A 25516-nucleotide genomic window follows, 5' to 3' on the forward strand; every position below is an offset into this window, starting at 1 on the left:
CCATGGTCGTCGGCAGCGTCAGATGTGTATAAGAGACAGAGCCACCACCACCGCCGCCGCCGCCAACGTGGCCGCCGCCGCCGCCCATCGCGCCCATCTGTGCGGCAGACTGGGCGAACGAAACGGTCGGCGCCACGGCCAACGGCAGCGCAAGCGCCAGAGCCGCAGCGGTGCTCAGAACCTTCATATTGATCATTTTGGACTCCATCAAAACGGTGAATGTCTAACCATCTCTGCGGTCGGACGTTCCCGTGCTCCACATTGATTGTGGGTCATCTTCGCGTAGCCGGCGGCTCATGTATGGCAGCTGAACAAAACTCCTCGTGAGCGCGTCATTTGGTCGCCAAACGGGCGCATAAACCGGGGGCTGTCCGAGGGGTGCGGGGCTACCTTGGCGGCGGCTGGACATTTGGGGAATGAGGTGGCATCAGAGCCGCATAGCCTCGAACCGACGACCGGCCACGCATGAAACAATTCCTGCTGAAATTCTTCACCTGGTGGAATGGCCAGACCTTTGGCACGCAATTGTGGACCTCGCGATTCGGCGAACTGGTCGGCGAGGACGAACAGGGCAACCGCTATTACCGCACCAAGGGCGGTGAGATCGATCCGACGCTGCATTTCGAGCGCCGCTGGGTGGTCTACAACGGCTACGCCGAAGCCTCGCGCATTCCGGCCGGCTGGCACGGCTGGCTGCATCACACGGTCGATGTGCCCCCGACCGAGCAGAACTACCAGGCGCGGGAATGGGAAAAGCCGCATCTGCCGAACCTGACCGGCACCGCGCAGGCCTATCGTCCGTCCGGCTCGACGCTGGCGAGCGGCCGCCGCCCCAAGGCGACCGGCGACTATCACGCCTGGACGCCGGGAAGCTGACTTTCACGCATTGTTGTTCTGACGTGCACGCGCGTGACGCCGCGCGTGCATCGCACGCGCGCCGGCAGCGCAAGTGCGCGCCTGTGAACAACGGTAACAGCGGGGACAGATGGGCCGCAGCCGATGCTGCCCGCTTGCGCCGAGCCTGGGTTCGCGGCTCAATCGGGTCATCTTACGGAGATGGGAAACCATCGCGTCGGATCGGGCTCCAGATCGCGACTGTCCCGATATGCAGCGGCCTCCGAGTTGGATGCGGCCGGGAGATAGGCCCCCGGTACAGACGTCCTGAAATCGCCCGCAAATGTGAGGCTACCGTGAGACAGGAAGGGCCGCTCGGGAAACCGGGCGGCCTTTTTCTTTGCTGCGATCAGGTCAGGGCAGGCGTGCCGCGGCACGGCCCATCAAGTCGGCACGGCGCGCCTGCGACGGCGCGATCCGCTCTTTCATGAAAGCGAGGATCTCGGCCGGTGCGGTATCCGGCGAGCCCGCGTTGAACGGCGGGGCCGGGTTGTATTCGAGTCTGAGCTGAATCGCTTCCGCGGTCTTGCGGTCGACGAGCTCCGACACCAGCGTCAGCGCGAAGTCGATGCCCGCGGTGACGCCGCCGCCGGTGAAGCGGTTGCGGTCGACGCAGACGCGCGTCCTGGTCGGAATGGCCCCGAAGCTCGAAAGGAAATCAATCGCGCTCCAATGCGTGGTGGCGCGATAGCCCTTGAGCAGGCCGGCCGCGCCGAGCACCAGCGATCCCGTGCAGACCGACGTGACGTATTTCGCTCCCTCGGCCTGCTTGCGCAGGAAGGCCAGCATGTCCTGGTCACCGACCATGTCGTCGGTGCCGAAGCCGCCGGGCACGCAGATCACGTCGAGCTGCGGGCAATCGGCAAAGGTCGTGGTCGGCGTCAGGACCATGACGGAATCAGTCGGAACGGGTTCGATGCGTTTCCAGATCAGATGCACCTTGGCGCCGGGGACCGAGGAGAACACCTGCAGCGGACCGGTCAGGTCGAGCTGGGTCACCTTCGGGAAGACGAGCAATCCAATCTGCAGGGGTTCAGTCATCGGGGCCTCCAAATAGCGCTTGACGGAACCACGATGGCATGATGGCCTCTCGTCCAAAATGGCGTATTTCCCTCATTTTCGGACGCAAGTCTCCTTAAGAGAAGCAAGTCTCCTGAGAGAGGGCCGCCAGGAAAGCAGCGTCACCCGCGAGGATTTGGCGATGATCGGCATCCTGATCTTTCCCGACTTCCAGCTGCTCGACGCGGCCGGCCCGATCGCGGCCTTCGAGATCGCCGCGCGCTTCGCCAACAACGCGCCGGCGATCAGGACGATTGCGGCGAAGGCGGGACCGGTGCGCTCTTCGTCCGGTGTCGAGATGCTTGCGCGCGGCCTCAAGCCGTCGGCGGCGATCACGACGCTGATCATTGCGGGTGGCAACGGCGTGCGCACGCCGGCGACCTGTCCAACCACATTGTCATTCGTGCGGCGGATGGCGGGCCGCGGCATTCGCGTCGCCAGCGTCTGCTCGGGCGCCTATGTGCTGGCTGAGGCGGGCCTGCTCGACGGCCGCCGCGCCACCACGCATTGGCAACGCACGCCGCATTTCGTGAAGACCTATCCGAAGATCAAGCTCGAGCCGGACCAGATCTTCGTCCGCGACGGCAATATCTGGAGTTCGGCCGGCATCACCGCCGGCATCGACCTCGCGCTCGCGATGATCACCGAGGACTATGGCGACGAGATCGCGCAGAGCACCGCGCGGCAACTCGTGCTGTACCATCGGCGCAGCGGCGGGCAGTCGCAGTTTTCCTCGCTGCTGGAGTTGAAGACGCCGAACGGCCGGTTCGGACCGCTGCTCGCCTGGGCGCGCGAGCATCTCGATGCGCCGCTGACGGTCGAGGACCTCGCCGACAAGGCCGGGATGAGTTCGCGGCATTTCACCCGCGCCTTCATCGCGGAGACCGGCACCACGCCGTCGAAAGCGGTCGAGCGGCTGAGGATCGAAGTCGCGCGGCAGCGCGTGCAGTCGTCGGGCGAAGCGATCGAGCGCGTCGCCGAGATCACCGGCTTCCGCGATCCTGAGCGGATGCGCCGCGCCTTCATCCGCGCCTTCGGCCAGCCGCCGCAATCGCTGCGGCGTGCGGCGCGGGCGGGGTAGGCGCGTTTGGGACAAGCTCGTTGTCCGATTTCACGCGATCGATGCCTTCTTTGCAGTGATGAACCTGGCGAGGGTTCCCGTGACCCACGTTAAGTGGGCATTGGGGACCCGAGGAGGTTCTAATGACAAAGCATCGAACGATTACCGGGTTCGTGGCTGTCGCCCTGCTGGCTGTCACCGCAACCGCCGCGACCATCAAGTCGCACGCACCCCGGACCGACGGTATTGCCGTCGCCGGCACGGACGCGCTCCCGGCCAAGGATTTCAGCGACCGCTGGTCCGCGATATCCGATTTGCCTCCGGCAACGGACGCGGCCGGGCGTGCAGCTGACGCGCGTTAAGGTCATGGACCGAGGTCCGGCCCGTTCGAGGGCGCGACCCGCGCAGAGATCACTCGTCTCGCAACAAAAAGCCCCGCCGAAGCGGGGCAAGATGTTGAACGACTTAGTCTTGAGCGACTTAGTCTTGAGCGATTTGGTCTTGAATAGAACTAACGGTTCTGCCGCGCCGGAATAGCGCAGTCATTCACCAATACAGGATCAGCCCACGATCGCAGAGATCCACGGATGCGCTGATCACGAAACGTGCTTCAACCGAAAAATCACTGGCCCAATGTATCGGTCGCGATCTTCTTCTTGAGTGCTTCGCAGGTATCCCTGACCTCCGCGGTCATCAACGAGACGGCTTCGATCTGCAGGAAGAAGCGCTTGCCCTGATCGCGGTAACCGGCAGCGAACTCCTTGATCTCCGCGATCATGTCGTGGACGCCTGCGACCATGACCTCGCAGTTCTTGGCGGCCAGTTGCAGTTCCGATCCAAGGGCCTCGATTTCCTTCACCGCCGCTTCATATTCGCGCACGACCGCCTCGGCCGACAGCTTGCCCACCTCGTTGACGCCGTTGCGATGCTCGACATAGTCCGGCATCGGCGAGAGGGGCCGGATGTTGCTGCGTGGTCGATGCGAAGTCACCGTATTGATTTCGTCCTCCATCTGCTCCGACGGAGCGCGGGCGAGGACTTCTGCACTAACACTCATGCGGACTCTCCATAACTTGTTACGGCGAATGGAGTTTAGCAATGTCAACGGATTTGTCTCGATTTTCCACAGTTTTGAGCTAAGCGCAATTGTGCGCTGCAGCATTGCGTTGCGTCAATGTGGCGCGTCGGGGTGCCAGCCAAGCAGGGCGAGCATCACGAAGAAGCCGACGACATAGGCCGCCATGATCGGCCAACCCTGGGTGATCCAGCGGACCACCGATTTGGCTTCCGGATACATGTTGGACACCGCAACGCCCGCCGACGAGCCGAACCAGACCATCGATCCGCCAAATCCGACCGCGTAGGCGAGAAAGCCCCAGTCATAGCCGCCTTGCTTCAGCGCCAGCGCGGTCAGGGGAATGTTGTCGAACACCGCCGAGACGAAGCCGAGCCCGAGCGCGGTCTGCCACGACGCGGCGGGCAATTTCTCAACCGGCATCATCGAGGCCGCCGTCACTAGCGCGAGCAGGAACACGGTGCCCTTCAGCGTCTCGGGCATCACCGACCAGTCCGGCCGCCGCAGCAATGAGGTGACCAGGATCGCGGCCCAGACCGCGAGCCCGAGCACGGGCAGCGCATCGAGCAGCGCGGGGAACTTCAGATTGGCCGTCACATTGGCCGTCAGCGCGGCCAGCAGGATCACGGCCACGATCGCAACCCGCGCCCAGTCGATTCTGAGGCCGGACGGTGCATCCTTCACGATCGGGGAAAAGCGGTGCTGTTGCAGCGAGGCCGGCACCGCAAACACCAGCATCGCAACGATCGCTGCGACATAGGCCTCCACGACCGTGAGCGGGCTGATGCCGTCGATCCACATCATCGTCGTCGTGGTGTCGCCGACGACGCTGCCGGCGCCGCCGGCATTCGATGCGGCGACGATGGCCGCGAGATAGCCGATATGGACGCGGCCTCGGAACACGTGGCGGGCCACGGTGCCGCCGATCAGCGCGGCCGCGATATTGTCGAGGAAGGCCGACAGCACGAACACGATGACCAGCAGGATCAGTCCGCCCTTCCAGTCATCGGGCAGCAGCGCCGGCATCTCGTCGGGAATGCGGCTCTCCTCGAAATGGCGCGACAGCAGCGCAAAGCCCATCAGGAGCAGGAACAGGTTGGCGAGCGTGACCCACTCATGCTCCATGTGATGCGCGAGACCGGGCAGGCCCGCGCCGAATTTCGCAAAGCCCGCGAACAGCAGCTTGTAGGCGACGATCGCGGTAAGGCCCGTCAGCGCCACCGCGAGCGTGTGGTGATGGAAGATCGCGACGCCGAGCAGCGTCAGCGCGAACAGGATGAAATCGAGCGGGATACCGTAGACGAGGAGTGGCGTGAGCAAGACGATCTCGATGGCTGGAGTGCCCGGCGGCGTGAAGCGCTGACGGCGGCACTATCGCGCGGCGTCGGGAACTTCAAGGCGCACTAACGCCGCAAGCTGGGCACGCCATGTGCTCCGAGCCGCGATCGAGGGGGACGACGCTGCAAGCGCGTCGACCCCGATCGGATCGCTAGAGCACGATGAGACTAGGTTTGATCTGGAGCGGCGGCAGAAGTTCACCTCTCCCTTGGGAGAGGTCGGCGCGTAGCGCCGGGTGAGGGGTTACGCTCTCTCGTTGGAGCCGCGGCCCCTCACCCGATTTGCTGCGCAAATCGACCTCTCCCCAATGGGGAGAGGTAAGACAAGCCTGTGGTCCCGATTCAACCCAAACTCATCCTGCTTTAGCCCAGCGTCTTCAGCCAGGCGCTGATCTCGGTCACCGCGATATTGGCCTGATTGAGCAGCTTGCCCATGGTGAAGAAGCCGTGGAACTGGCCGGGGAAATGCCGATAGGTCACCGGCACGCCGGCGTCCTTGAGGAATTTCGCATACTCGTCGCCTTCGTCGCGCAACGGATCGGCGCCGGCGGTCAGCACATAGGCCGACGGCAATCCGGCAAAGTCCTTTGCGCGCGCCGGCGAGGCGCGCCAGTCGCTGTTGTCGGCGTCACCGAGATAATGGTTGGCGAACCAGCCGATCACCGAATGCGTCAAGAGGATGCTGGTCTCGGGCTCGCGATGCGAGGGATGCTTCCGCGAGAAATCGGTCGCGGGATAGATCAGCAACTGGGCGGCGAGCTTCGGTCCGCCGTCGCGGGCGGTGAGGGCAACCACGGCCGCGAGGTTGCCGCCGGCGCTGTCGCCGCCGACGATCAGGCGCGCGGCGTCGATGCCGAGATCCCTGGCATTGGCGGCGACCCATCGGGTCGCGGTCACGGCGTCGTCGACCGCGGCAGGGAAACGATGCTCGGGCGCGAGGCGATAATCGATCGAGATCACGATCAGTTCGCCCTCATGGGCCAGCTTCTGGCAAACCACCTCATGGGTATCGAGATCGCCGATCACCCAGCCGCCGCCGTGGAAGAACACCAGGCATGGCGCGAGCCCGTCTTTCTTGCGCAGCGTGTTCGGCGTGTAGATGCGGGCAGGGATAGCGCCGTGCGGCGCCGGGATCGCGAGCGGCTTGCTCGATTCCAGCGCGGGCGGCTCGGGATTGGAGACGACGCGGGCGGCCCGATAATAGTCGCGTGCTTCCGGCGCGGTCAGCGTCTCATAGGCGGGACGGCCGGCCTCCTGGAACGCCTTGTAGACGGCAGCGGCATCGGGATCGAGAACGACGGGCATATTGTTTGTGACCTATGATGTTCGGTTTTCATTGATGTCATTCCGGGGCGGTCCGCAGGACCGAACCCGGAATCTCGAGATTCTCGGTGCGCAATTGCGCACCTGAGGGTTCGATGCTCCGCATCGCCCCGGAATGACGGTCGTGTCAGGCGGCGGTACGGCCGCCGTCGACGGTGTAGGCGGAGCCGGAGACGTAGCTCGCCTCGTCGGAGGCAAGAAAAGCGACGATGGAGGCGACCTCGCTTGCGAGGCCAAGCCGGCGCGCCGGGATGCGGTCGACGATCTTCTCGATCGGCGGCGCGTTGCCGCCGGAGCGGCCCTGCAGGATCGTGCTCAGCATCCGGCTCTCGATCATGCCGGGGCAGACGCAATTGACCCGCACGCCGGTGCCGGTGCATTCCCAGGCCGCGCTCTTGGTCAGCCCGATCACCGCGTGCTTGCTCGCGCTGTAGACCGCGATCATCGGCGATCCCATCAGGCCCGCGATCGAGGCGGTGTTGATGATGCTGCCCTTGTTCTGCTTCAGCATGACGGGCAGCACATGCTTCATTCCCAGGAAGACGCCGACCACATTGACGTCGAGCACCCGGCGGAAGCTCTCCAGCGAATATTCAGGGATCGGCCTGATGTCGCCCTCGACGCCGGCGTTGTTGTAGAAGGCGTCGATGGTGCCGAAACGGTCGACGGTGGCGCGGACATAGTCCTTGACCTCGTCCTCGTCGGTGACGTCGGCTTCGATCGCGAAGGCCTCGGCTGAGGCCGGCAGGTCCTTGGTGGCGGCCTTGAGGTCGGCCCCCTTGCGGTCGACTGCGACAATCCGCGCCCCCCGTTCGGCGAGCAGTTGGAGCGTGGCGGTTCCGATGACGCCGGCAGCCCCGGTGACGACGGCGACCCTGCCGTCGAGCCTGATGCGATCTGGCATGGTGGGTTTCCTCTGGCTGGTCCGGTTCGATCCGGATTTTCCTGGTTTTCACGCGTGGCCGCGTGCCTTCAGCGTGAGGACTATCACACGTGTTCCCAGGAGTGACCAGAGGTGACCGGAGGCTGCGCAGTGGGCCGGGGAGAGGTGGCCGGGTGCCCTTTCCCCGCCGTATTCGGCGTGTTAACCGGTGGCCTGCGAGCGGCCGATATCAAGGTACACTGTCGCGAGCCCGATTCGCCCTTTAAAGCCGCGCGAGATGCTTCGAACCGTTGCCCTGACTGGCTTTGCGGCCCTGGTTGCCGCCTCAACCATCTCGCTTGCGCCGCCCGCGCGCGCGCAGATCGGAACGATTTTCTCCGATCCCGCGCCGCGTCCGCCCGGCTCGATCCCGCGTGGTCAGGCGGCTCCTCCCAGCGACGACGACGAGGAAGTGCCGGAATTGCCGCGCGGCCGCCTGCTGCCGACACAGCCGCGCGCTCTGCCGCCAGGCCAGGCGGTGCCGCCGCCCGGCAGCGTGCAGTCGCAGCCGCTGGCGCCGCCGCCCGGCTCGACGGTGGCTCCGCAGGGCACCCAGCCCGGGGTCGCCGTGCAGCCGCCGCAACCCGGCGGTCCGGCTGTTGCCAATACACCGCCCGGTACCAATCCGCTGCCGCCGGGGCAGCGTCCCAAGGGGACGCCCCAAGGCGCGCCGCAAGGCACCGCGCCGCAGACGCCTGCCGCGTTGCAGCCGGGCGACGAGGTCGTGCAGGAGCCGCCGTCGACCAAGATCACCAACAAGAAGGCGAGCTTCTCCGGTCTCGACAAGATCACCGGACGCATCATCAATTTCGACGAGGATATCGGCGAGACCGTGCAGTTCGGCGCGCTGCGGGTGAAGACCGATGCCTGTTACACGAGGCCGTCGACGGAAGCCGCCAACACCGATGCCTTTGTCGAGGTCGACGAGATCACGCTGCAGGGCGAGGTGAAGCGGATCTTCTCGGGCTGGATGTTCGCGGCGAGCCCCGGCCTGCACGGCGTCGAGCATCCGATCTACGACATCTGGCTGACCGACTGCAAAGGACCGGACCAGACCATCGTGACCGCCGCGCCCGATCCGCCGAAGGCGCCGACGCCACCGCCGCCGCCGGCCCAGAAGCGCGCGCCGCAGAAGCAGGCCGCGCCGCGTCCGCCGCCGCAGCCGCTGCCGCAATATCAGCAGCAGCCGCCACCTCCGCCGCCCCAGCAACAGCAGCGGCCGGGCGGGTTGTTCGGCGGATTGTTTGGGAATTGATGGGCACTTCGTAGCCCGGATGGAGCGCAGCGAAATCCGGGTTTCTCGCCGCGGAGAGACCGCCCCGGATTGCGCTTCGCTGCATCCGGGCTACGCAGCTCCGTCCGGGCTATTCAATTGCGCTCGGCGATGATCGCCAGCGCGTCGGCACCTTTGACCGGCTGGGTGGCGTCGAGTTTGCGGAAATCCGCCGGCGCGCCTGATATCGCCTTGTCGAGCAGCGTGCGATAGCGGCGCCGCGAGATCTCGATCGCGCCGAACGTCCTCAGGTGCTCCGTCACATATTGCGTGTCGAGCAGCTCGAACCCGCCCGCGATCAGCCGCGCCACCAGATGCACCAGCGCGACCTTCGATGCGTCGCGCGTGGTGTGAAACATGCTTTCGCCGAAGAAGGCGCGGCCGAGGCTGACGCCGTAGAGCCCGCCGACCAGATTGTCGTCCTGCCAGACCTCGACGCTGTGGCAATGGCCCGACGCGTACAGCCCGACATAGAGATCGCGGATGCGCTTGTTGATCCAGGTGTCGTCGCGGCCGGGCTGCGGCGCCGCGCAACCGGCGATCACGGCCTTGAACGCGGTATCGACGGTGACGGTGAAGGCATCCGTGCGCACGGTGCGCGCCAGGCGGGAGGCGACACGGAAGCCGTCGAACGGAATCACGCCGCGCAATTCCGGCTCGACCCAGAACAGGGTCGGATCGTCGGCGCTCTCCGCCATCGGGAAGATGCCGCAGGCATAGGCGCGCAGCAGCACCTCGGGCGTGATCTCGGAGGAGGCGGAGTCGCGTGAGGTCATAACGCCAAGGATAGCAAAGCGCGGGCGGTCTTGCGATGGGGGCTGCCACCGGGAGGCTACGTGTTGACGAAACGCGCCGGTTCCTCCACAAGCCGCGCCGTTCCGCCGCAGTTTCCCGAGACGGACTGCGCGGTCGTGCTAGATTGCAACAAAAAGATGGCGGCGCTGCCGGGACACGGTGGCTTGCGCGCCCGACAATCGACACAGGTGAGGGGGACGCTGCATGAAATGGTCATGGCGAACGTTTGCGCCGTTGCTGGTCTGGCTGGTGATCTATCTGGTTCCGGTGCCTTCGGGGCTGAACGCCAATCAGTGGCACTATTTCGCGGTGTTCGCCGCCGTGATCACCGGGCTGATCCTTGAATCGATGCCGGTCGGCGCGGTCGGTCTGATCGGCCTGACGGTCGCCGGCATCGGCGGCTATGTCGAGCACGACCCGAACAAGTCGCTGCGCTGGATGCTCGGCGGCTTTTCCGAGAGCACGGTGTGGCTGATCGTCGGCGCCTTCGTGTTCTCGATCGGCTACCGCAAGAGCGGGCTCGGCCGCCGGCTGGCACTGCTGCTGGTGCGCGGCCTCGGCCGCCGCACCATCGGGCTCGGCTACGCGGTGGCGTTCTCCGATCTCGTGCTGGCGCCGGCGACGCCGTCCAACACCGCGCGCTCGGGCGGCACCATCTATCCGATCGTCAGCAACATCCCGCGCATCTACGGCTCCGAGCCCGGCCCGACCGCGGGCAAGATCGGCACCTTCGTGATGTGGACCGCGTTCGCGACCACGGCCGTCACCAGTTCGCTGTTCCTGACCGCGCTGGCGCCGAACGCCGCCGCGCTCTCGATCGCCAAGAAGCTCGTCAACATCGAGGTCGGCTGGTCGCAATGGTTCATCGGCTTCGCGCCGCTCGGCATCCTCTTGCTGCTGCTGGTGCCGCTGCTCAGCTATCTGGTCTGCCGGCCCGAGATCAAGGAGAGCCCGGAGATCGTGACCTGGAGCGAGGGCGAGCTCGCCAAGATGGGGCCGCCGTCGCGGCACGAATGGATCATGGCGGTGCTGGTGGTGCTCGCGATGTTCCTGTGGATCTGCGGCTCCAATCCCAATATCAGCGTGCCGCTGCTCGGCTCGAACTTCATCAACGCGACCACGGTCGTGTTCGTCGTGATCTCGCTGATGCTGCTGACCGGCGTGATCGCGTTCGAGGACATCGTCGCGGAGAAGAGTGCGTGGGAGGTATTTTTCTATTTCACCTCGCTGCTCACGCTGTCGTCGGGCCTCAACGAGATCGGCTTCATCAAATGGGTAGCCGAGGGCTATGCCAAGCCGCTCTCCGGCACGTCGCCGCTGGTCGGGATGATCCTGCTCGTCACCTTCTTCTTCTGGATCCACTATTTCTTCTCGAGCATCACCTCGCATACCGCCGCCGTACTGCCGGTGGTGCTCGCCGTCGGCTCCAGCATTCCCGGCCTGTCGGTGCAGACCCTGATGCTGCTCTGCGTGTATTCGCTGGGGCTGATGGGCGTGATCTCGCCCTATGCCACGGGACCGGCGCCGATGTATTACGGCAGCGGCTATATCGGCAAAGGCGACTTCTGGAAATTCGGGCTGATCTTCGGCCTGATCTACTTTTCCGGATTGTTGCTGATCGTGTTGCCCTGGTTACAAATGATCGGGTAAAATAGCCACAATCCAGCGAGAAACAGCCGCCGACCGGGAAGGAGCACTTTCCTTTCCGATTCTTAACGCGCTTTGTCCGGAAGAAGCCTTCAAAATGCTTCGTCGGATGTGGCGCGCGCGGAGTTCAGGGGACACATAGAGCCGCGCGAGCTCATTCGTGTTTCTTCGTGGGCAGGTTATGGACCAGCAGATCAAAGACCCGTCGATTGTGGCGCCCGAGCGAACCAGGCGAGGGTCGCGTTGGCGAGGGTTTCTGACGGGATGTCTCGTGTTGGCGGTGCTTGCAGGCATCGTCTGGTGGACGCGGCAGCAGGCCGCGCCGCCGCAGGCCGGTGGCGGGCGCAACGCCGGGCCGATGTCGATCGTGCCGGAGACGATCGGCAAGGGCGATATCGGCGTCAGCCTGAATGCGCTCGGCACCGTGACGTCGCTCGCGACCGTGACGATCAGGAGCCAGATCAGCGGCTACCTGATGAAGATCGATTTCAAGGAGGGCGATGAGGTCAAGAAGGGCGACCTGATCGCCGAGATCGATTCGCGTCCCTATGAAGCGACGCTGGCGCAGGCCAAGGGACAGCTCGCCCGCGACGAGGCGCAGCTGAAGGGCGCCCAGGTCGATCTCACCCGCTACCAGAACCTCGCCGCGCAGAATGCGGTGCCGCATCAGACGCTCGACACCCAGGTCGCGCTGGTCGCGCAGTATCAGGGCACGGTGGAAGCCGATCGCGCCTCGGTGAAGTCGGCCGAGGTGAATTTGCAATATTGTCACATCGTGTCGCCGATCAACGGGCGCGTCGGACTGCGCCAGGTCGATCTCGGCAACTATGTGACGCCCGGCGACACCAACGGCCTCGTCGTGATCACCCAGCTCGAGCCGATCAGCGTGCTATTTACGCTGCCGGAGGACAATCTGCAGGCGGTCGCGAAGCGGTTGAAGGAGGGCGCGGTGCTGCCGGCGGCGGCCTATGACCGCAGCGGCGCCAACAAGCTCGCCGAGGGATCGTTGCAGACCTTCGACAGCCAGATCGATGCGACCACCGGCACCATCAAGCTGCGCGCGCAGTTCGAGAACGGCAAGCGCACACTGTTTCCGAACCAGTTCGTCAACGTCCGCCTGCTGCTCGATACCCACAAGGATGCGACGACGACGTCGACCGCCGGCATCCAGCGCGGTGTCCCCGGCACCTTCGTCTATCTCGTCAATGCCGACAGCACGGTCTCGGTGCGGCCGGTCAAGCTCGGCGTCACCGATGGCGACCGGGTCGAGGTGCTGTCCGGGCTTGTACCCGGCGATCGCATCGTGATCGACGGCGCCGACAAGCTGCGCGAGGGTGCGAAGGTGGTCGTGCGCTCCGCCGCCGACACCGCGAACCCGGCCGCTGCGGCCAAGGGGACGCCGAAGGGCGACGGCAAGGGAGATAGCAAGGACGGCGCTGATCCCGGAGGCGGCCACCACAAGCGGTCCGAGGACGGGCAGAAGAAATGAACCCGTCGCGGCCATTCATCCTGCGGCCGGTGGCGACGACCCTGATGATGATCGCCATCATGCTGTCGGGCATGCTGGCGTTCAGATTTCTCCCGGTCGCGGCGCTGCCGGAGGTCGACTATCCGACCATCCAGGTGCAGACCTTCTATCCGGGCGCGAGCCCCGACGTGATGACCTCGTCGGTGACGGCGCCGCTCGAGGTGCAGTTCGGCCAGATGCCGAATCTGACCCAGATGAGCTCGGTGAGCTCGGCGGGCTCGTCCGTGATCACGCTGCAGTTCGGCCTGTCGATCTCGCTCGACGTCGCCGAGCAGGAGGTGCAGGCCGCGATCAATGCCGCGGGCAATCTGTTGCCGTCGGACCTCCCGGCGCCGCCGATCTACGCCAAGGTCAATCCGGCCGATGCGCCGATCCTGACCCTCGGCCTGACCTCGAAGACCATGCCGCTGACCCAGGTGCAGGATTTCGTCGACACGCGGCTGGCGCAGAAGATCTCGCAGCTGCCCGGCGTCGGCCTCGTCAGCATCAGCGGCGGCCAGCGGCCCGCGGTGCGCATCCAGGCAGATATCCGCAAGCTCGCGGCCTATGGCCTCAACATCGACGATCTCCGCACCACGCTCGGCAACGCCAACGTCAACACGCCGAAGGGCAATTTCGACGGCGCGATGCGCGCCTACACCATCAATGCCAACGACCAGATCCGCAATGCCAGCGACTACCGCTCGCTGATCATCGCCTACAAGAACGGCTCGCCGGTCCGCCTCAGCGACGTCGGCAACGTCGTCGACGGCGCGCAGAACGACAAGCTCGGCGCCTGGATGAACGAGACGCCGGCGATCATCCTCAACATCCAGCGCCAGCCCGGCGCCAACGTCATCTCGGTGGTGCAGGGCATCAAGGACCTGCTGCCGCAGCTGCAGGCGACGCTGCCGGCCGCGATCGACCTCAATATCCTGACCGACCGCACCGTCACGATCCGGGCCTCGGTCCGCGACGTCGAATACGAGCTGTCGCTTGCCGTGATCCTGGTCGTGCTGGTCATCTTCGTGTTCCTGCGCTCGACCCGCGCCACGCTGATCCCGAGCCTGTCGGTGCCGCTCTCGCTGGTCGGCACGCTGGGCGCGATGTATCTGTTCGGCTTCAGCCTGAACAATCTGTCGCTGATGGCGCTGACGATCGCGACCGGCTTCGTGGTCGACGACGCCATCGTCGTGATCGAGAACATCTCGCGCTACATCGAGGAGGGCGAGCCGCCGCTCGAGGCGGCGCTGCGAGGGTCCGAGCAGATCGGCTTCACCATCATCTCGCTGACGGTGTCGCTGATCGCGGTGCTGATCCCGCTGCTGTTCATGGGCGACGTCGTCGGCCGCCTGTTCCGCGAATTCGCCATCACGCTGTCGGTCACGATCCTGATCTCGGCCGTGGTGTCGCTGACCCTGGTGCCGATGGCCTGCGCGAAGCTGCTGAAGCCGGAGGCCATGGCGCGCGAGAACACCTTCCAGCGGCTCAGCCGCGAAGGCTTCGATGCCGTCATCGCGATCTACGCCCGGATGCTCAACTGGGTCCTGGATCGGCAGACGTTTGTGCTGCTGATCGCGCTCGCCACCTTTGGCCTGACGGCACTGCTCTATGTCGTCATTCCCAAGGGCTTCTTTCCGGTGCAGGACACCGGCGTGATCCAGGCGATCTCGGAGGCGCCGCAATCGGTGTCCTATGCGGCGATGGCCGAGCGGCAGCAGCGGCTTGCGAGCGCGATCCTGAAGGATCCGGACGTGCAGAGCCTGTCGTCGTTCATCGGCGTCGACGGCACCAACACCACGCTGAACAGCGGCCGCATCCTGATCAATCTGAAGCCGCATGAGCAGCGCAAGGCCAATGTTTCCACGATCATGGACCGGATCAAGGCGAGCACGGCGGCGCTGACCGGGATCACGCTCTACATGCAGCCGGTCCAGGACCTCACCATCGAGGGTACGGTGAGCCGGACGCAGTACCAGTTCATCCTGCAGGATGCCGATCCGAACGAGCTTGCGGAATGGACGCCGAAGCTGGTCGACAAGCTCAGGGAATTGCCCGAGCTCAGCGACGTCACCAGCGATATCTCGGCGCAGGGGCTTTCGGTGTTCGTGGACATCGACCGCGACCAGGCGGCGCGATTCGGCATCACGCCGGCAACGATCGACAACGCGCTGTACGATTCCTACGGCCAGCGCATCGTCTCGACCGTCTTCACCAATTCGAACCAGTACCGCGTGATCCTGGAAGCCGATCCGTCGCTGCAGACTTCGCTGGATTCGCTGTCGTCGATCTATCTGCCGTCATCGGTGGGCTCGACGCCGGTGCCGCTGTCGGTGATGGCCAAGATGCGGGTGGGGACCGCGCCGCTGCAGATCTCGCATCTCGGCCAGTTCCCGTCGGCAACCGTCTCGTTCAACCTGGCGCCCGGCGCTTCCCTCGGCGGGGCGGTGACGGCGATCAAGCAGGCGCAGGCCGACATCAACCAGCCGCTCGGCATGATCACGAGCTTCCAGGGCGCGGCGCTGGCGTTCCAGTCCTCGCTCTCCAACCAGCTGTTCCTGATCCTCGCCGCGATCATCACGGTCTATATCGTGCTCGGCGTGCTCTATGAGAGCTTCATCCATCCCTTGACGATCCTCTCGACGCTGCCTTCCGCGGGCATCGGCGCGCTGCTGGCGCTGATGATGGCCGGCCAGGATCTCACCATCATCGCGATCATCGGCATCATCCTCCTGATCGGCATCGTGAAGAAGAATGCGATCATGATGATCGACTTCGCGCTCGATGCCGAGCGCAACGAGGGCAAGCCGCCGCGGGAGGCGATCTACCAGGCCTGCCTGCTGCGGTTCCGGCCGATCATCATGACGACGATGGCTGCGGTGCTCGGCGCGCTGCCGCTGATGCTCGGCAGCGGCGCCGGGTCCGAGCTGCGGAATCCGCTCGGCATTTCGATCGTCGGCGGCCTGCTGGTGAGCCAGCTGCTGACCCTGTTCACGACCCCGGTGATCTACCTCTGGTTCGATCGCCTCGCGCTGCGGTTTGCCGGGCGGGCGGACGAGATCGGCGAGGCGAGCGGGTCGCGTTGAGCCATGGATCCGTCAACGCCCTTCATCCGTAGGCCGGTCGCAACGACGCTGTTGACGTTCGGGCTCGCGGCGGCCGGCATCGTCGCGTTCTTCAAGCTGCCGGTGTCGCCGCTGCCGCAGGTGGATTTCCCGACCATCTCGGTGCAGGCGACGCTGCCCGGCGCCAGCCCGCAGGATGTCGCGACCACGGTCGCAAGTCCGCTCGAGCGCCATCTCGGCCAGATCGCCGATGTCACCGAGATGACGTCGTCGAGCTCGGTGGGCTCGACCCGCATCACGCTGCAGTTCGGGCTGAACCGCGATATCAACGGCGCGGCGCGGGACGTGCAGGCCGCGATCAATGCGGCGCGGGCCGACCTGCCGACCAGCCTGCGCAGCAATCCAACCTACCGCAAGGTCAATCCGGCCGACGCGCCGATCCTGATCCTAACGCTGACGTCGGATACGCTCACGCGCGGCGACCTCTACGACGCCGCCTCCACGGTGCTGGCGCAGAAGCTGTCGCAGGTCGAGGGCATCGGCGAGGTCGTGGTCGGCGGCAGCTCACTGCCGGCCGTGCGCGTCGATCTGATCCCGCAGGCGCTCTACAAATACGGCATCGGCCTGGAAGACGTCCGCGCGGCCCTGTCGAGCGCCAACGCCCACAGCCCCAAGGGCGGCATCGACGTCGGCGACCAGCGCTACCAGGTCTACGCCAACGACCAGGCCAACAAGGCCGACGACTACAAATCGCTGATCGTGGCCTACCGCAATGGCGCGCCGGTTCATCTCTCCGATGTCGGCGAGGTGGCCGACGGCGTCGAGAATTTGCGCAATGCCGGTCTCGCCAACGGCAAGCCGGCGGTGTTGATCATCCTCTACCGGCAGCCGAACGCCAACATCATCAGTACCGTCGACCTTGTGAAGGGGCTGATGCCGCAGCTGCAGGCATCGGTCTCGCCGGCGATCGACATCGGCTTTGCGGTCGACCGTTCGACGACCATCCGCACCTCGCTCCGGGACGTCGAACGAACCCTCGTTCTGGCGGTGCTGCTGGTCATCATCGTGGTGTTCGCGTTCCTGCGCAATGCGCGCGCCACCTTCATTCCGGTGGTGGCGGTCTCGGTGTCGCTGGTCTCGACCTTCGGGGCGATGTACCTGTTCGGTTACAGCCTGGACAATCTTTCCCTGATGGCGCTGACGGTCGCGACCGGCTTCGTGGTCGACGACGCCATCGTGGTGTTGGAGAACGTCACCCGCTACATCGAGCAGGGGCTGAGCCCGCTCGAGGCGGCGCTGAAGGGCGCCAACGAGGTCGGCTTCACCGTGCTGTCGATGAGCATCTCGCTGATCGCGGTGTTCATCCCGATCCTGCTGATGGCCGGCATCGTCGGGCGGCTGTTCCGCGAGTTCGCGATGGTGATCTCGATCTCGATCCTGATCTCGCTCGCGGTCTCGCTAGCGACCACGCCGATGATGTGCGCCGTGCTGCTGAAGCCGGACGCTGGCGGACATGGCCGGCTCTACTGGGCGAGCGAGCGCTTCTTCGAGGCGATGCTCAATTTCTACCGCAGGACGCTGACCGCGGCGCTAGCGCATCCGCTGTCGGTGATGCTGATCCTGGCGGCGGTGTTCGGCCTCAATTTCTATCTCTACGACGTGATCCCGAAAGGATTTTTCCCGCAGCAGGACACCGGCCGGCTGGTCGGCTCGATCCAGGCCGACCAGAGCGTGTCGTTCCAGCTGATGCAGCAGAAGCTCGCGCAGTTCGTCGGCATCATCAAGCGCGATCCGGCGGTGGAGACGGCGGTCGGCTTCACCGGCGGCGGGCAGACCAATTCCGGATTCGTGTTCGTCTCGCTGCGTCCGCTCGATGAGCGCAAGATTGGCGCCGATGGCGTGATCGCGCGGCTGCGCCGTGAGATGTCAGTGGTGCCGGGCGCGAGCCTGTTCCTGCAGGCGGTGCAGGACATCCGGGTCGGGGGCAGGGCCTCGAACGCGCAGTATCAGTACACGCTGCAGGGATCGACGCTGGAGGAGCTCAATGAATGGACGCCGAAGATCGCGGCGGCCCTGCAGCGCGATCCTGATCTCGCCGACGTCAACAGCGACCAGCAGAACAAGGGCCTGGAATCCGATCTCGTGATCGACCGCGACGCCGCGGCCCGGCTCGGCATCACGGTGAGCCAGATCGACAACACCCTCTACGATGCCTTCGGCCAGCGGCAGGTGTCGACGATCTATGTCGCGCGCAACCAGTATCACGTCATCATGGAGGTCGCGCCGCGCTACTGGCAGAATCCGGAGACGCTGAAGGACGTCTATATCAGCACGTCCGGCGGATCGGTTGGCGGCTCGCAATCGACCAACGCGGTGGCAGGCACGGTCGTCGCCCCAGGCAACTCCAGCGCGGCCAGTGCGGCCAACGCCCAGGCCGCGCGCAACCAGGCCACCAACTCGATCGGTTCGACCGGGAAGGGCGTGGCCTCGACCGGATCGGCCGTCTCCACCAGCAGCGAGACCATGATCCCGCTGTCGGAAGTTGCAGCGTTCAAGCAGGGCGCGACGCCGCTTGCGGTCAATCACCAGGGCCTGTTGGTCGCCAACACCATCTCGTTCAACCTGCCGCCGAACGTGTCGCTGAGCACGGCGGTCGGCAGCATCGAGGCGACCATGAACCGGATCGGGGTCCCGGCCACGATCCGCGGCACCTTCCAGGGTACCGCCAAGGCGTTCCAGGACTCGCTGAGCAACCAGCCGTTCCTGATCCTGGCCGCGCTGGTTGCGATCTACATCGTGCTGGGCGTGCTCTACGAAAGCTACATCCATCCGCTGACCATCTTGTCCACATTGCCCTCGGCGGGTGTGGGCGCCTTGCTGGCGCTGATGGCATTCAAAACCGAGTTCAGTATCATGGCGCTGATCGGCGTCATCCTGCTGATCGGCATTGTGAAGAAGAACGCCATCATGATGATCGACTTTGCGCTGGAGGCGGAACGCAGGCGCGGGCTGGAGCCGCTCGAGGCGATCCGGGAGGCCTGCCTGCTGCGCTTCCGCCCCATCATGATGACGACGATGGCCGCGCTGCTCGGGGCGGTGCCGCTGGCGATCGGTATGGGCGATGGCGGCGAGCTGCGGCAGCCGCTCGGCATCGCCATCGTCGGGGGCCTGATCCTGAGCCAGGTCCTCACGCTCTACACGACGCCGGTCATCTACCTCTATCTCGACCGGTTCCGCCTGTGGGCCCGGCGCCTCCGCCGCGACGGCGCGACGCGGATGCCGGGCTCCTCACTTCAACCGGGCGAGTAAATGCCGACAGGTGCAGCGTTGCGAAATCTTCAATTGATGCGCAAGCCGATCCGGTTTCTGCGCGTGGCGGCGTTTGGCGGCCTCAGCCTCGGTCTGTCCGGCTGTATTCCCGGGGCGGAGAAGCCCGAGCTCAGCCTCGAAGTGCCGGCGAGCTACAAGACTGCGGCCAAGGGCGATGCCGACGCGGCCGTTCCGGCGCTCGCCTGGTGGCGCGGCTTCCGCTCACCTGAGCTGACCGGGCTGATGGAATCGGCGCAGCTCTACAATCTCGACATCGCGGTGGCGATCGCCCAGATCGTGCAGGCCGACGCCCAGGTCGGCGTGTCCGGCGCTGCGCTGCTGCCGTCCATCTCCGGATCGGCGAATGCCGAGCGTCAGCGTGTGGCAACGGGGTCCAGTTCGTCGCTCGGCGCCAGCGGCACCTTCTCGCAATACAGCCTCGGGCTGAGCGCGAGCTACATCGTCGATTTCTGGGGCAAGAACCGCGCGACGCTGTCGGCTTCGGAGGAGAGCGCGACCGTCGCGCGCTACAATCGCGAGGTGGTGGCGCTGACCACGATGGCGACGGTCGCCAACACCTATTTCCAGCTGCTGGCGGCGCAGGACCAGATCAAGGTCACCCGCCGCAACCTCGCGGCGGCCGAGCGCATCCTTGCGCTGATCAAGTCGCAATTCGCCGGCGGCACCGCCTCGCAGCTCGATTTGTCGCAGCAGGAGGCGCTGGTCGCCACGCAGCGCGCGGCGATCCCGCCGCTCGAGGTGACGGTCGGGCAGAACACCGCGGCGCTCGCCGTGCTGGTGGCGCGCGCGCCGGCCGATTTCAAGGTGCGCGGCGGGTCCACCACGCAGATCGCGGTGCCGCGCGTCACGCCGGGACTGCCGTCGGAACTGCTCTACCAGCGGCCTGACGTCCGCGAGGCCGAGGCGCAGCTGGCGTCGTCCAATTTCAGCGTCGACGCGGCGCGCGCGGCATTCTTTCCGCAGATTCAGCTGACCGGCACCACCGGCTTCCAGAGCGCGGCGCTCGCCGCGCTGTTCGCGCCGGGCGCCTGGTACTACACGCTTGCCGCCGGGCTGACCCAGCCGCTGTTCGACGGCTTCCTGCTGGAGAGCCAGCTCAAGCTCGCCAAGGGGCAGCAGCTGCAAAACCTGCAGGCCTATCGCAAGGCGGTGCTGTCGGCCTTCGCCGATGTCGAGAAGGCGCTGATCGCGTTGCAGAAGTACACATTGCAGGAGCGCCTGCAGTCCGATGTCGTCGCCGCCTCGCGCAAGGCGTTCGAGGTCGCCGAGACGCAGTTGCGCGGCGGCACGGTCAACCTGATCACGGTGCTGCAGGCGCAGCAGACGCTGTTCACCGCCGAGAACAATCTGGTCACGGTCCGGCTCAACAAGCTGCTGGCGGCGAGCAGCCTGTTCCAGGCGCTCGGCGGCGGCTGGACGCCCGCCGGTACCTTGGCGGCGGCGGTGCCATGAGGTCAGCCATGCAGCGTTTCGCGACACTCCTCATTGCTCTCGTCATCGCGCTTGGCGCACTAACCGGCGCGTCCCGCGCGCAGCAACGGCCACCCAACAGCGTTCCGCTCGCCTTCGGCATGAGCGCCAACCAGGCCAGCCAGTCGCTCGGCGTTCCCCTGAATTACGTGCGCGGCACGCCGGGCAATGAATTGTTCGTCGCGCTGCCCAATGTCAGGGGCAGCGTGCTGTCGAGGCGCAGCGACGGGCTCTATCTGCAATTCGGCAAGGGACGCCTGATCGCCTGGAAGGGCGATTGGGGCACCATTCCGCAATGAGGGTCTCGGCCATGATCGCCATGAGAGGACTGATCGCCTGCGCCGCCATCGCGCTGAGCGTAGCCGCGGCGTCGGCCCAGCAGCGGCCGTTGCGCTACGGCAGCACCGGCGGCGCGTATTTCGACGGCAGGGACGACGATCGCGATTTTCGAACCAACGGCTATTTCCCCGGCAATTTCGCCGCCGATCCCTTCAGCGCAGGTTTCGGTGCGGCCGGCCTGTTCGGCTCGACGCCGTGGCATTCGGCGCGGCCTTATCCGTCGCAGGTTGTGTTTGGCGCACCGTGTCAGGACTGCCGTCCGCAGCGCGCACGCCGGCACCGCGGCAGGCACGAGTGAGGCGCTTCGGAGAGGCTTGATGCCTCTAGGCCTTGCGCAAGAGCTCGTCGATGATGCGCGGCTTCATCCAGCCGGCCTTGTCGATGATTTCGTTGCGCAGGGTGTCCTTTTCCATCTCGTATTGTTCATGCGAGATTTCCCGGCCACCGGTCGCGGTGATTCCGTACGTCTCGAGCAGGGCGTTGTGCCGCGTCTTCCACGCGATCACATGCTCGGTCATGACTTGCGTCACGGATGGAAGGAAGCCGGGATGGCTTTCCAGGCCGCATGACACGGTGGTCTGCGGGTCTCCCGCCAGCATGATCACGTTCCACTCGTCGTAGCCGATCAGCCCCATCTGTGCGTAGAGAAACGCGCCATGCGGTCCATCCCAGATCTTCTGGTCGATGACCAGGAACGGCACCGCGTGGCAGTGGCCGTGGCGCGCAGTCATGTCGCGGTTGAAGGTCTCGGTACGATCCTGCAATCGCTTGCTGGCCGCAGCGAACACGGCGAGGCGATTGTCGGCCGTCGGCACGATGCCGGCTTCGTCATCAGGCGCGAAGCCCGCATCGCGCAGCATCGACCCGATCAGTGGGTGATCCCACTGCTGCTTGTGAAAAGCGGGCGTCGCGCCGTCGGCGCCCGGTGCCGGACGCACGGTCTCCTTGAGCTCGCCCAAGGTCGTCTCTTGCTTCTTTCCAAAAACTGGCCTGCGCCCGAACATCGCGTGCCGCTCCTGCCAAGCAGTTGGCACAAGCATCGCAAAGGACGCCCAGAACTTTCTTAATCGGTCGGGCTCGGCGGGCCGCGATCCATCAACAGCATGACGTAGCCGTTAAAGCGAACCAGACAAATCAATCGAATTTGCTGAAATTTGCGGCATTAGCTGGCGGCGGCGCTGGTCGATTTGTCGAGCGCCGGGCTGACGCGGGCGAACCGCACCACGAAGCGGGTGCCCTTGTGGCCGGGGTCGCGCTCGACGCTGGCATCGAGCTTGGCGGCCATCGCGCTGACGATGCGCTGGCCCATGCCGGTGCCGCGTGGATCGTCCTTGTCGGAAAAGCCGACCCCGTCGTCGCCGATCGCGAGCTGCAGATCGTCGCCCTGCGGCTTCAGCTCGACATGGATCGGGCCGGCGCCATCGGGATAGGCGTACTTCACGGCATTCATCACCAGCTCGTTGACGATGATGCCGATCGCGACCGCGCGGTCGGGATCGATCTCGATCGGGTCGGCCTTCAAGGTCAGCCGCGACATCTTGTTGCCTTCGGCCGATCGCCGGAGATCCTCGAGCAGCGCCTCGAGATACTGGTTGAGCATCACCGTCTTGAAGTCGTGCGAGGTGTAGAGGCGGCGGTGCACCTGTGCGACGGCCGCGACGCGCCCCATCGCGTTGGTGAGCGCAGCCTTCACATCCTGCTGGGCCGCGGAGTTGGCCTGCAGATGCAGCAGCGAGGCGATGATTTGCAGCGAATTGCCGACGCGATGGTTGACCTCGCGGAGCAGAACCTCACGCTCGGCGGCGAGCGCGGCATAGCGGTCGCGCGAGGCGTGCACCTCGGCCTCGGCCTCGTCGCGCGCCTTCTGGAGCGCGGCCTGCCGGATCGCGCCGTTCACCGCGACCTGGAGCAGGGGGATGAACTCGCCCCTGACGTCCTTGACCAGATAGTCCGCCGCACCGGCCTTCAGCGCGGTGACGGCGATCGCCGAATCCTGCGACGCGGTGACGAACACCACCGGCGGAGCGTCCGGTATCTTGAGGATCTGCTCCAGCGTCTCCAGCCCGTCGAGGCCGGGCATGTACTGATCGAGCGCGACGACGTCGATGCCGCCCTGGGCGAGCCGGTCGAGGCCTTCCTGGCCGCTTGCGGCGTGCACGACCTTGTAGCCCGCGCGCGTCAGCCCGCGTTCGACCAGGCGCGCCAGCGCCGCGTCGTCGTCGATATAGAGCAGTGTCGGCGTTGCGTTGGTCATACGGCAGCCGGCGGCACCTGAATCACCGAAAAGAACAGGCCAAGCTGGCGAATCGCGTTGGCGAAGCTTTCGTAGTTCACCGGCTTGGTGATGTAGACGTTGCAACCGAGCTCGTAGCAACGCTTGATCTCCTGGGAGTCGTCGGTCGTGGTCAGCACCACCACCGGCGTCGACTTGAGATGCTTGTTCTCCTTGACCCGCTTCAGAATGTCGATGCCGGTCATGTCAGGCAGATTGAGATCGAGCAGGATGAGCAGGGCCTGGCCGTTGCGCTCGACGGCGCTGCCATCCTTGCCGAACAGATAGTTCACGGCCTCTGTACCGTTGGTGAACGGGATGATCTCATTGTTGACACCTGAGCGCCGGATATTCCGCTCAATCAGGCGGGCATGGCCCTCGTCGTCCTCGATCATGATGATGGTGACTGGATCACTCATGTCACTTTGTCCCGATTCTTGCCTGACCAATTGATAGGCAGCGTGATCGTGAAGGTGCTGCCGTTGTGAAGTTCCGATGCTACCGACATGGTGCCGCCCAGTCTGCGCACAAGTGCGCGGACATGGGCAAGCCCGATGCCCTGACCGGGTTTGTCCTGGGTTCCGGCGCGACGGAACAAATCGAAGATGCGCTGATGGTCCTTCGGATCGATGCCGCGGCCGTTGTCGGTGATCTCGAAGATCGCGAAGCCGAGCTTGGTGCGGCCTTCGATCGAAATCTCGCCGGGAACGCCGTTCCTGAGGTACTTGAGTGCGTTGTCGATCAGATTGGAGAAGATCTGCTCCAGCGCGAGGCGGTCGCTGACGATATTGGGCAACGCGCCGACCTCAACGGTCGCATTGGCCTCGACGGCCTGGTGAGCCACCGTCTTGACGATGCCGTCGATCAGCTCGCGCAGATCGACGCGTTCGGGCTTGAACTCGCGGCGGCCCTCGCGGGTCAGATTGAGGATCGCGCTGATCAGGCGGTCCATCTTGGCGATCGACGATTTGATGAAACCGAGCGATTCGTTGAAATCGTCGGATAGCTGCTTGTCGGAGCCTTCGAGCTCGGGCTCGGCCACATCGGTCGCGTCTTCCGGCATCGCCGGCGCCAGCGACGCGGCGCGATTGAGCGTGGCGATCCGCTTGAAGATGTCGCCGCGCAGTTCCTCGAGCTCGCTGGTGAAGCCCATGATGTTGACCAGCGGCGAGCGCAGATCGTGGCTGACGATATAGGCGAAGCGCTGGATTTCCTCGTTGGCCTCGCGCAGGTCGGAGGTGCGTTCGTCGACGATGGTCTCGAGATTGAGGTTGCTGTCGCGCAGCCTCGCCTCGGCGTCGTCGCGCGCCCGCGACGATCGCCGCAGCAGCACCACCGAGAGAGCGGCAAGCGCCAGCACCATGCAGGAGCCGGCGATGGTGACCGAGGAGGCCAGCACCTGGGTCCTGTCCGCAGTCGCGGTGCGCATCGCGAGCAGGCGATCTTCCTCGGCGCGCATGTCGCGGCCGATCCGGGCGATCGCCTCCAACGCATCGGTCGACGTGCCCTTGCGCAAGATGTCGATGCTGGTCGCCGCGTCGTTGTTCTTGACGCGCTCGATGCTGAGGGCGAACTCGGCGAGGCGCTGCTCGACCGCGGCCTTGAGCTTCGCGGCATTGGCGACCTGCGCCGGATTATCGACGGTCATCATCTGGAGATGACCGAGCGCGGCCGGGAGTCCCGCTGCAGCGGCCTGGTACTCGGACAGGTATTGCGGTGCTGATGTCAGCAGATACGCCCTGGTCGCGCTTTCGGCGCGCCTGATGTCGAGCAGCAGGTTGGCAACCTGGCTCTCGGTCTCGACGGTGTGGATCACCCAGGCGTTGTCCTCGCGCGCCTTGTTGACCAGCACGACCGACGCCACGCTGACCGCGACCAGCACGAAAAATCCCGCCGACAGCAGGAGGATCTGTAGCGTCGACCGGCGTCGTGAAACGAGCGTCACGACGATCTCGCTGTGGGAGTGGGATTCAACGCGTCCCCGTGGAAAGCCAATAACCCTATAGTACGTTTGAGGAAGGGCCGGGTTCCACGGAGTTCCGAACTATTTTGCGGCGTCGGATGGCTGACCGGCGAGGTACTGCTCCAGCCAGTGAATGTGGTAGTCGCCCTCGATGATGTCGGGCTCGCGCACCAGCGCGCGGAACA

The 25516-nt window shown here is 65.3% G+C and carries 21 protein-coding genes and 1 pseudogene; 11 read left to right on the plus strand and 11 right to left on the minus strand.

Annotation, left to right across the window (positions count from 1 at the left end):
- Positions 1–196, minus strand: a pseudogene (locus PMN64_RS31820) (hypothetical protein); the annotation flags it as partial.
- Between the two features lie 269 nt (positions 197–465).
- Between PMN64_RS31820 and PMN64_RS31825 the strand changes: the two are divergent.
- Positions 466–876, plus strand: a complete 411-nt coding sequence (locus PMN64_RS31825; protein WP_028344916.1) for an NADH:ubiquinone oxidoreductase subunit NDUFA12 — start codon at positions 466–468, stop codon at positions 874–876.
- Between the two features lie 372 nt (positions 877–1248).
- Here PMN64_RS31825 and PMN64_RS31830 read toward each other — a convergent pair whose 3' ends face one another.
- On the minus strand, positions 1249–1935 hold the full coding sequence (locus PMN64_RS31830; RefSeq protein WP_028344917.1) for a DJ-1/PfpI family protein: 687 nt from the start codon (positions 1933–1935) through the stop codon (positions 1249–1251).
- Positions 1936–2095: 160 nt separating this feature from the next.
- Here PMN64_RS31830 and PMN64_RS31835 point away from each other — a divergent pair, with 160 nt between their 5' ends.
- Together PMN64_RS31835 and PMN64_RS31840 are read left to right on the plus strand one after the other, a co-directional pair.
- A complete protein-coding gene (locus PMN64_RS31835; RefSeq protein ID WP_411783540.1) occupies positions 2096–3034 on the plus strand; it encodes a GlxA family transcriptional regulator in 939 nt (312 codons plus the stop codon).
- Positions 3035–3156: 122 nt separating this feature from the next.
- Positions 3157–3375, plus strand: a complete 219-nt coding sequence (locus tag PMN64_RS31840) for a hypothetical protein (RefSeq protein WP_028344919.1) — start codon at positions 3157–3159, stop codon at positions 3373–3375.
- A gap of 260 nt (positions 3376–3635) precedes the next feature.
- On the opposite strand, the gene PMN64_RS31845 is transcribed toward PMN64_RS31840, so the two are convergent.
- The 4 genes from PMN64_RS31845 to PMN64_RS31860 form a co-directional block, all read right to left on the minus strand.
- Positions 3636–4175 (minus strand): hypothetical protein, encoded by a 540-nt coding sequence (locus PMN64_RS31845; protein ID WP_411783541.1) that lies wholly within the window; start codon positions 4173–4175, stop codon positions 3636–3638.
- 9 nt (positions 4176–4184) lie between these two features.
- Positions 4185–5408: an SLC13 family permease gene (locus PMN64_RS31850; RefSeq protein ID WP_411783542.1), complete on the minus strand. Its 1224-nt coding sequence runs from the start codon at positions 5406–5408 to the stop codon at positions 4185–4187.
- Between the two features lie 380 nt (positions 5409–5788).
- Positions 5789–6730: an alpha/beta hydrolase gene (locus tag PMN64_RS31855; protein ID WP_411783543.1), complete on the minus strand. Its 942-nt coding sequence runs from the start codon at positions 6728–6730 to the stop codon at positions 5789–5791.
- A gap of 145 nt (positions 6731–6875) precedes the next feature.
- Entirely contained in the window at positions 6876–7652 is a 777-nt protein-coding gene (locus tag PMN64_RS31860) for an SDR family NAD(P)-dependent oxidoreductase (RefSeq protein WP_028344922.1), read from the minus strand.
- Between the two features lie 256 nt (positions 7653–7908).
- Here PMN64_RS31860 and PMN64_RS31865 point away from each other — a divergent pair, with 256 nt between their 5' ends.
- Positions 7909–8925, plus strand: a complete 1017-nt coding sequence (locus PMN64_RS31865) for a DUF2155 domain-containing protein (protein ID WP_411783544.1) — start codon at positions 7909–7911, stop codon at positions 8923–8925.
- Positions 8926–9038: 113 nt separating this feature from the next.
- On the opposite strand, the gene aat is transcribed toward PMN64_RS31865, so the two are convergent.
- Entirely contained in the window at positions 9039–9719 is a 681-nt protein-coding gene (gene aat, locus PMN64_RS31870; RefSeq protein WP_304500059.1) for a leucyl/phenylalanyl-tRNA--protein transferase, read from the minus strand.
- 223 nt (positions 9720–9942) lie between these two features.
- Between aat and PMN64_RS31875 the strand changes: the two genes are divergently transcribed.
- The 7 genes from PMN64_RS31875 to PMN64_RS31905 all read left to right on the plus strand — a co-directional run bounded on the left by PMN64_RS31875 (position 9943) and on the right by PMN64_RS31905 (position 21394).
- A complete protein-coding gene (locus PMN64_RS31875; RefSeq protein ID WP_411783545.1) occupies positions 9943–11388 on the plus strand; it encodes a DASS family sodium-coupled anion symporter in 1446 nt (481 codons plus the stop codon).
- A gap of 178 nt (positions 11389–11566) precedes the next feature.
- Positions 11567–12874: an MdtA/MuxA family multidrug efflux RND transporter periplasmic adaptor subunit gene (locus PMN64_RS31880; RefSeq protein ID WP_411783546.1), complete on the plus strand. Its 1308-nt coding sequence runs from the start codon at positions 11567–11569 to the stop codon at positions 12872–12874.
- Positions 12871–15978, plus strand: coding sequence for an MdtB/MuxB family multidrug efflux RND transporter permease subunit (locus PMN64_RS31885; protein WP_411783547.1), 3108 nt, complete (start codon positions 12871–12873; stop codon positions 15976–15978). Before PMN64_RS31880 ends, PMN64_RS31885 begins: the two co-directional genes overlap by 4 nt.
- A 3-nt stretch (positions 15979–15981) precedes the next feature.
- Positions 15982–19266 (plus strand): efflux RND transporter permease subunit, encoded by a 3285-nt coding sequence (locus tag PMN64_RS31890; RefSeq protein ID WP_411783548.1) that lies wholly within the window; start codon positions 15982–15984, stop codon positions 19264–19266.
- On the plus strand, positions 19267–20739 hold the full coding sequence (locus tag PMN64_RS31895) for an efflux transporter outer membrane subunit (RefSeq protein WP_411783549.1): 1473 nt from the start codon (positions 19267–19269) through the stop codon (positions 20737–20739). It begins immediately after the preceding gene.
- An 8-nt stretch (positions 20740–20747) separates the two neighbouring features.
- A complete protein-coding gene (locus PMN64_RS31900; protein ID WP_411783550.1) occupies positions 20748–21056 on the plus strand; it encodes a hypothetical protein in 309 nt (102 codons plus the stop codon).
- Positions 21057–21067: 11 nt separating this feature from the next.
- Complete coding sequence (locus PMN64_RS31905) at positions 21068–21394, plus strand: BA14K family protein (RefSeq protein WP_304500065.1); 327 nt, start codon at positions 21068–21070, stop codon at positions 21392–21394.
- 25 nt (positions 21395–21419) lie between these two features.
- On the opposite strand, the gene PMN64_RS31910 is transcribed toward PMN64_RS31905, so the two are convergent.
- The 4 genes from PMN64_RS31910 to PMN64_RS31925 all read right to left on the minus strand — a co-directional run bounded on the left by PMN64_RS31910 (position 21420) and on the right by PMN64_RS31925 (position 25313).
- The gene (locus tag PMN64_RS31910; protein ID WP_411783551.1) at positions 21420–22055 is read right to left on the minus strand and encodes a hypothetical protein; all 636 of its coding nucleotides are present in this window, start codon (positions 22053–22055) and stop codon (positions 21420–21422) included.
- Between the two features lie 203 nt (positions 22056–22258).
- The gene (locus PMN64_RS31915) at positions 22259–23350 is read right to left on the minus strand and encodes a sensor histidine kinase (RefSeq protein ID WP_411783552.1); all 1092 of its coding nucleotides are present in this window, start codon (positions 23348–23350) and stop codon (positions 22259–22261) included.
- A complete protein-coding gene (locus tag PMN64_RS31920; RefSeq protein WP_411783553.1) occupies positions 23347–23787 on the minus strand; it encodes a response regulator in 441 nt (146 codons plus the stop codon). The genes PMN64_RS31915 and PMN64_RS31920 overlap by 4 nt, the downstream gene beginning before the upstream one ends.
- The gene (locus tag PMN64_RS31925; RefSeq protein WP_411783554.1) at positions 23784–25313 is read right to left on the minus strand and encodes a sensor histidine kinase; all 1530 of its coding nucleotides are present in this window, start codon (positions 25311–25313) and stop codon (positions 23784–23786) included. The genes PMN64_RS31920 and PMN64_RS31925 overlap by 4 nt, the downstream gene beginning before the upstream one ends.
- Positions 25314–25516 lie beyond the last annotated feature (203 nt).

It is taken from the genome of Bradyrhizobium sp. UFLA01-814 (assembly GCF_046718885.1).
Taxonomy (GTDB): Bacteria; Pseudomonadota; Alphaproteobacteria; order Rhizobiales; family Xanthobacteraceae; genus Bradyrhizobium; species Bradyrhizobium elkanii.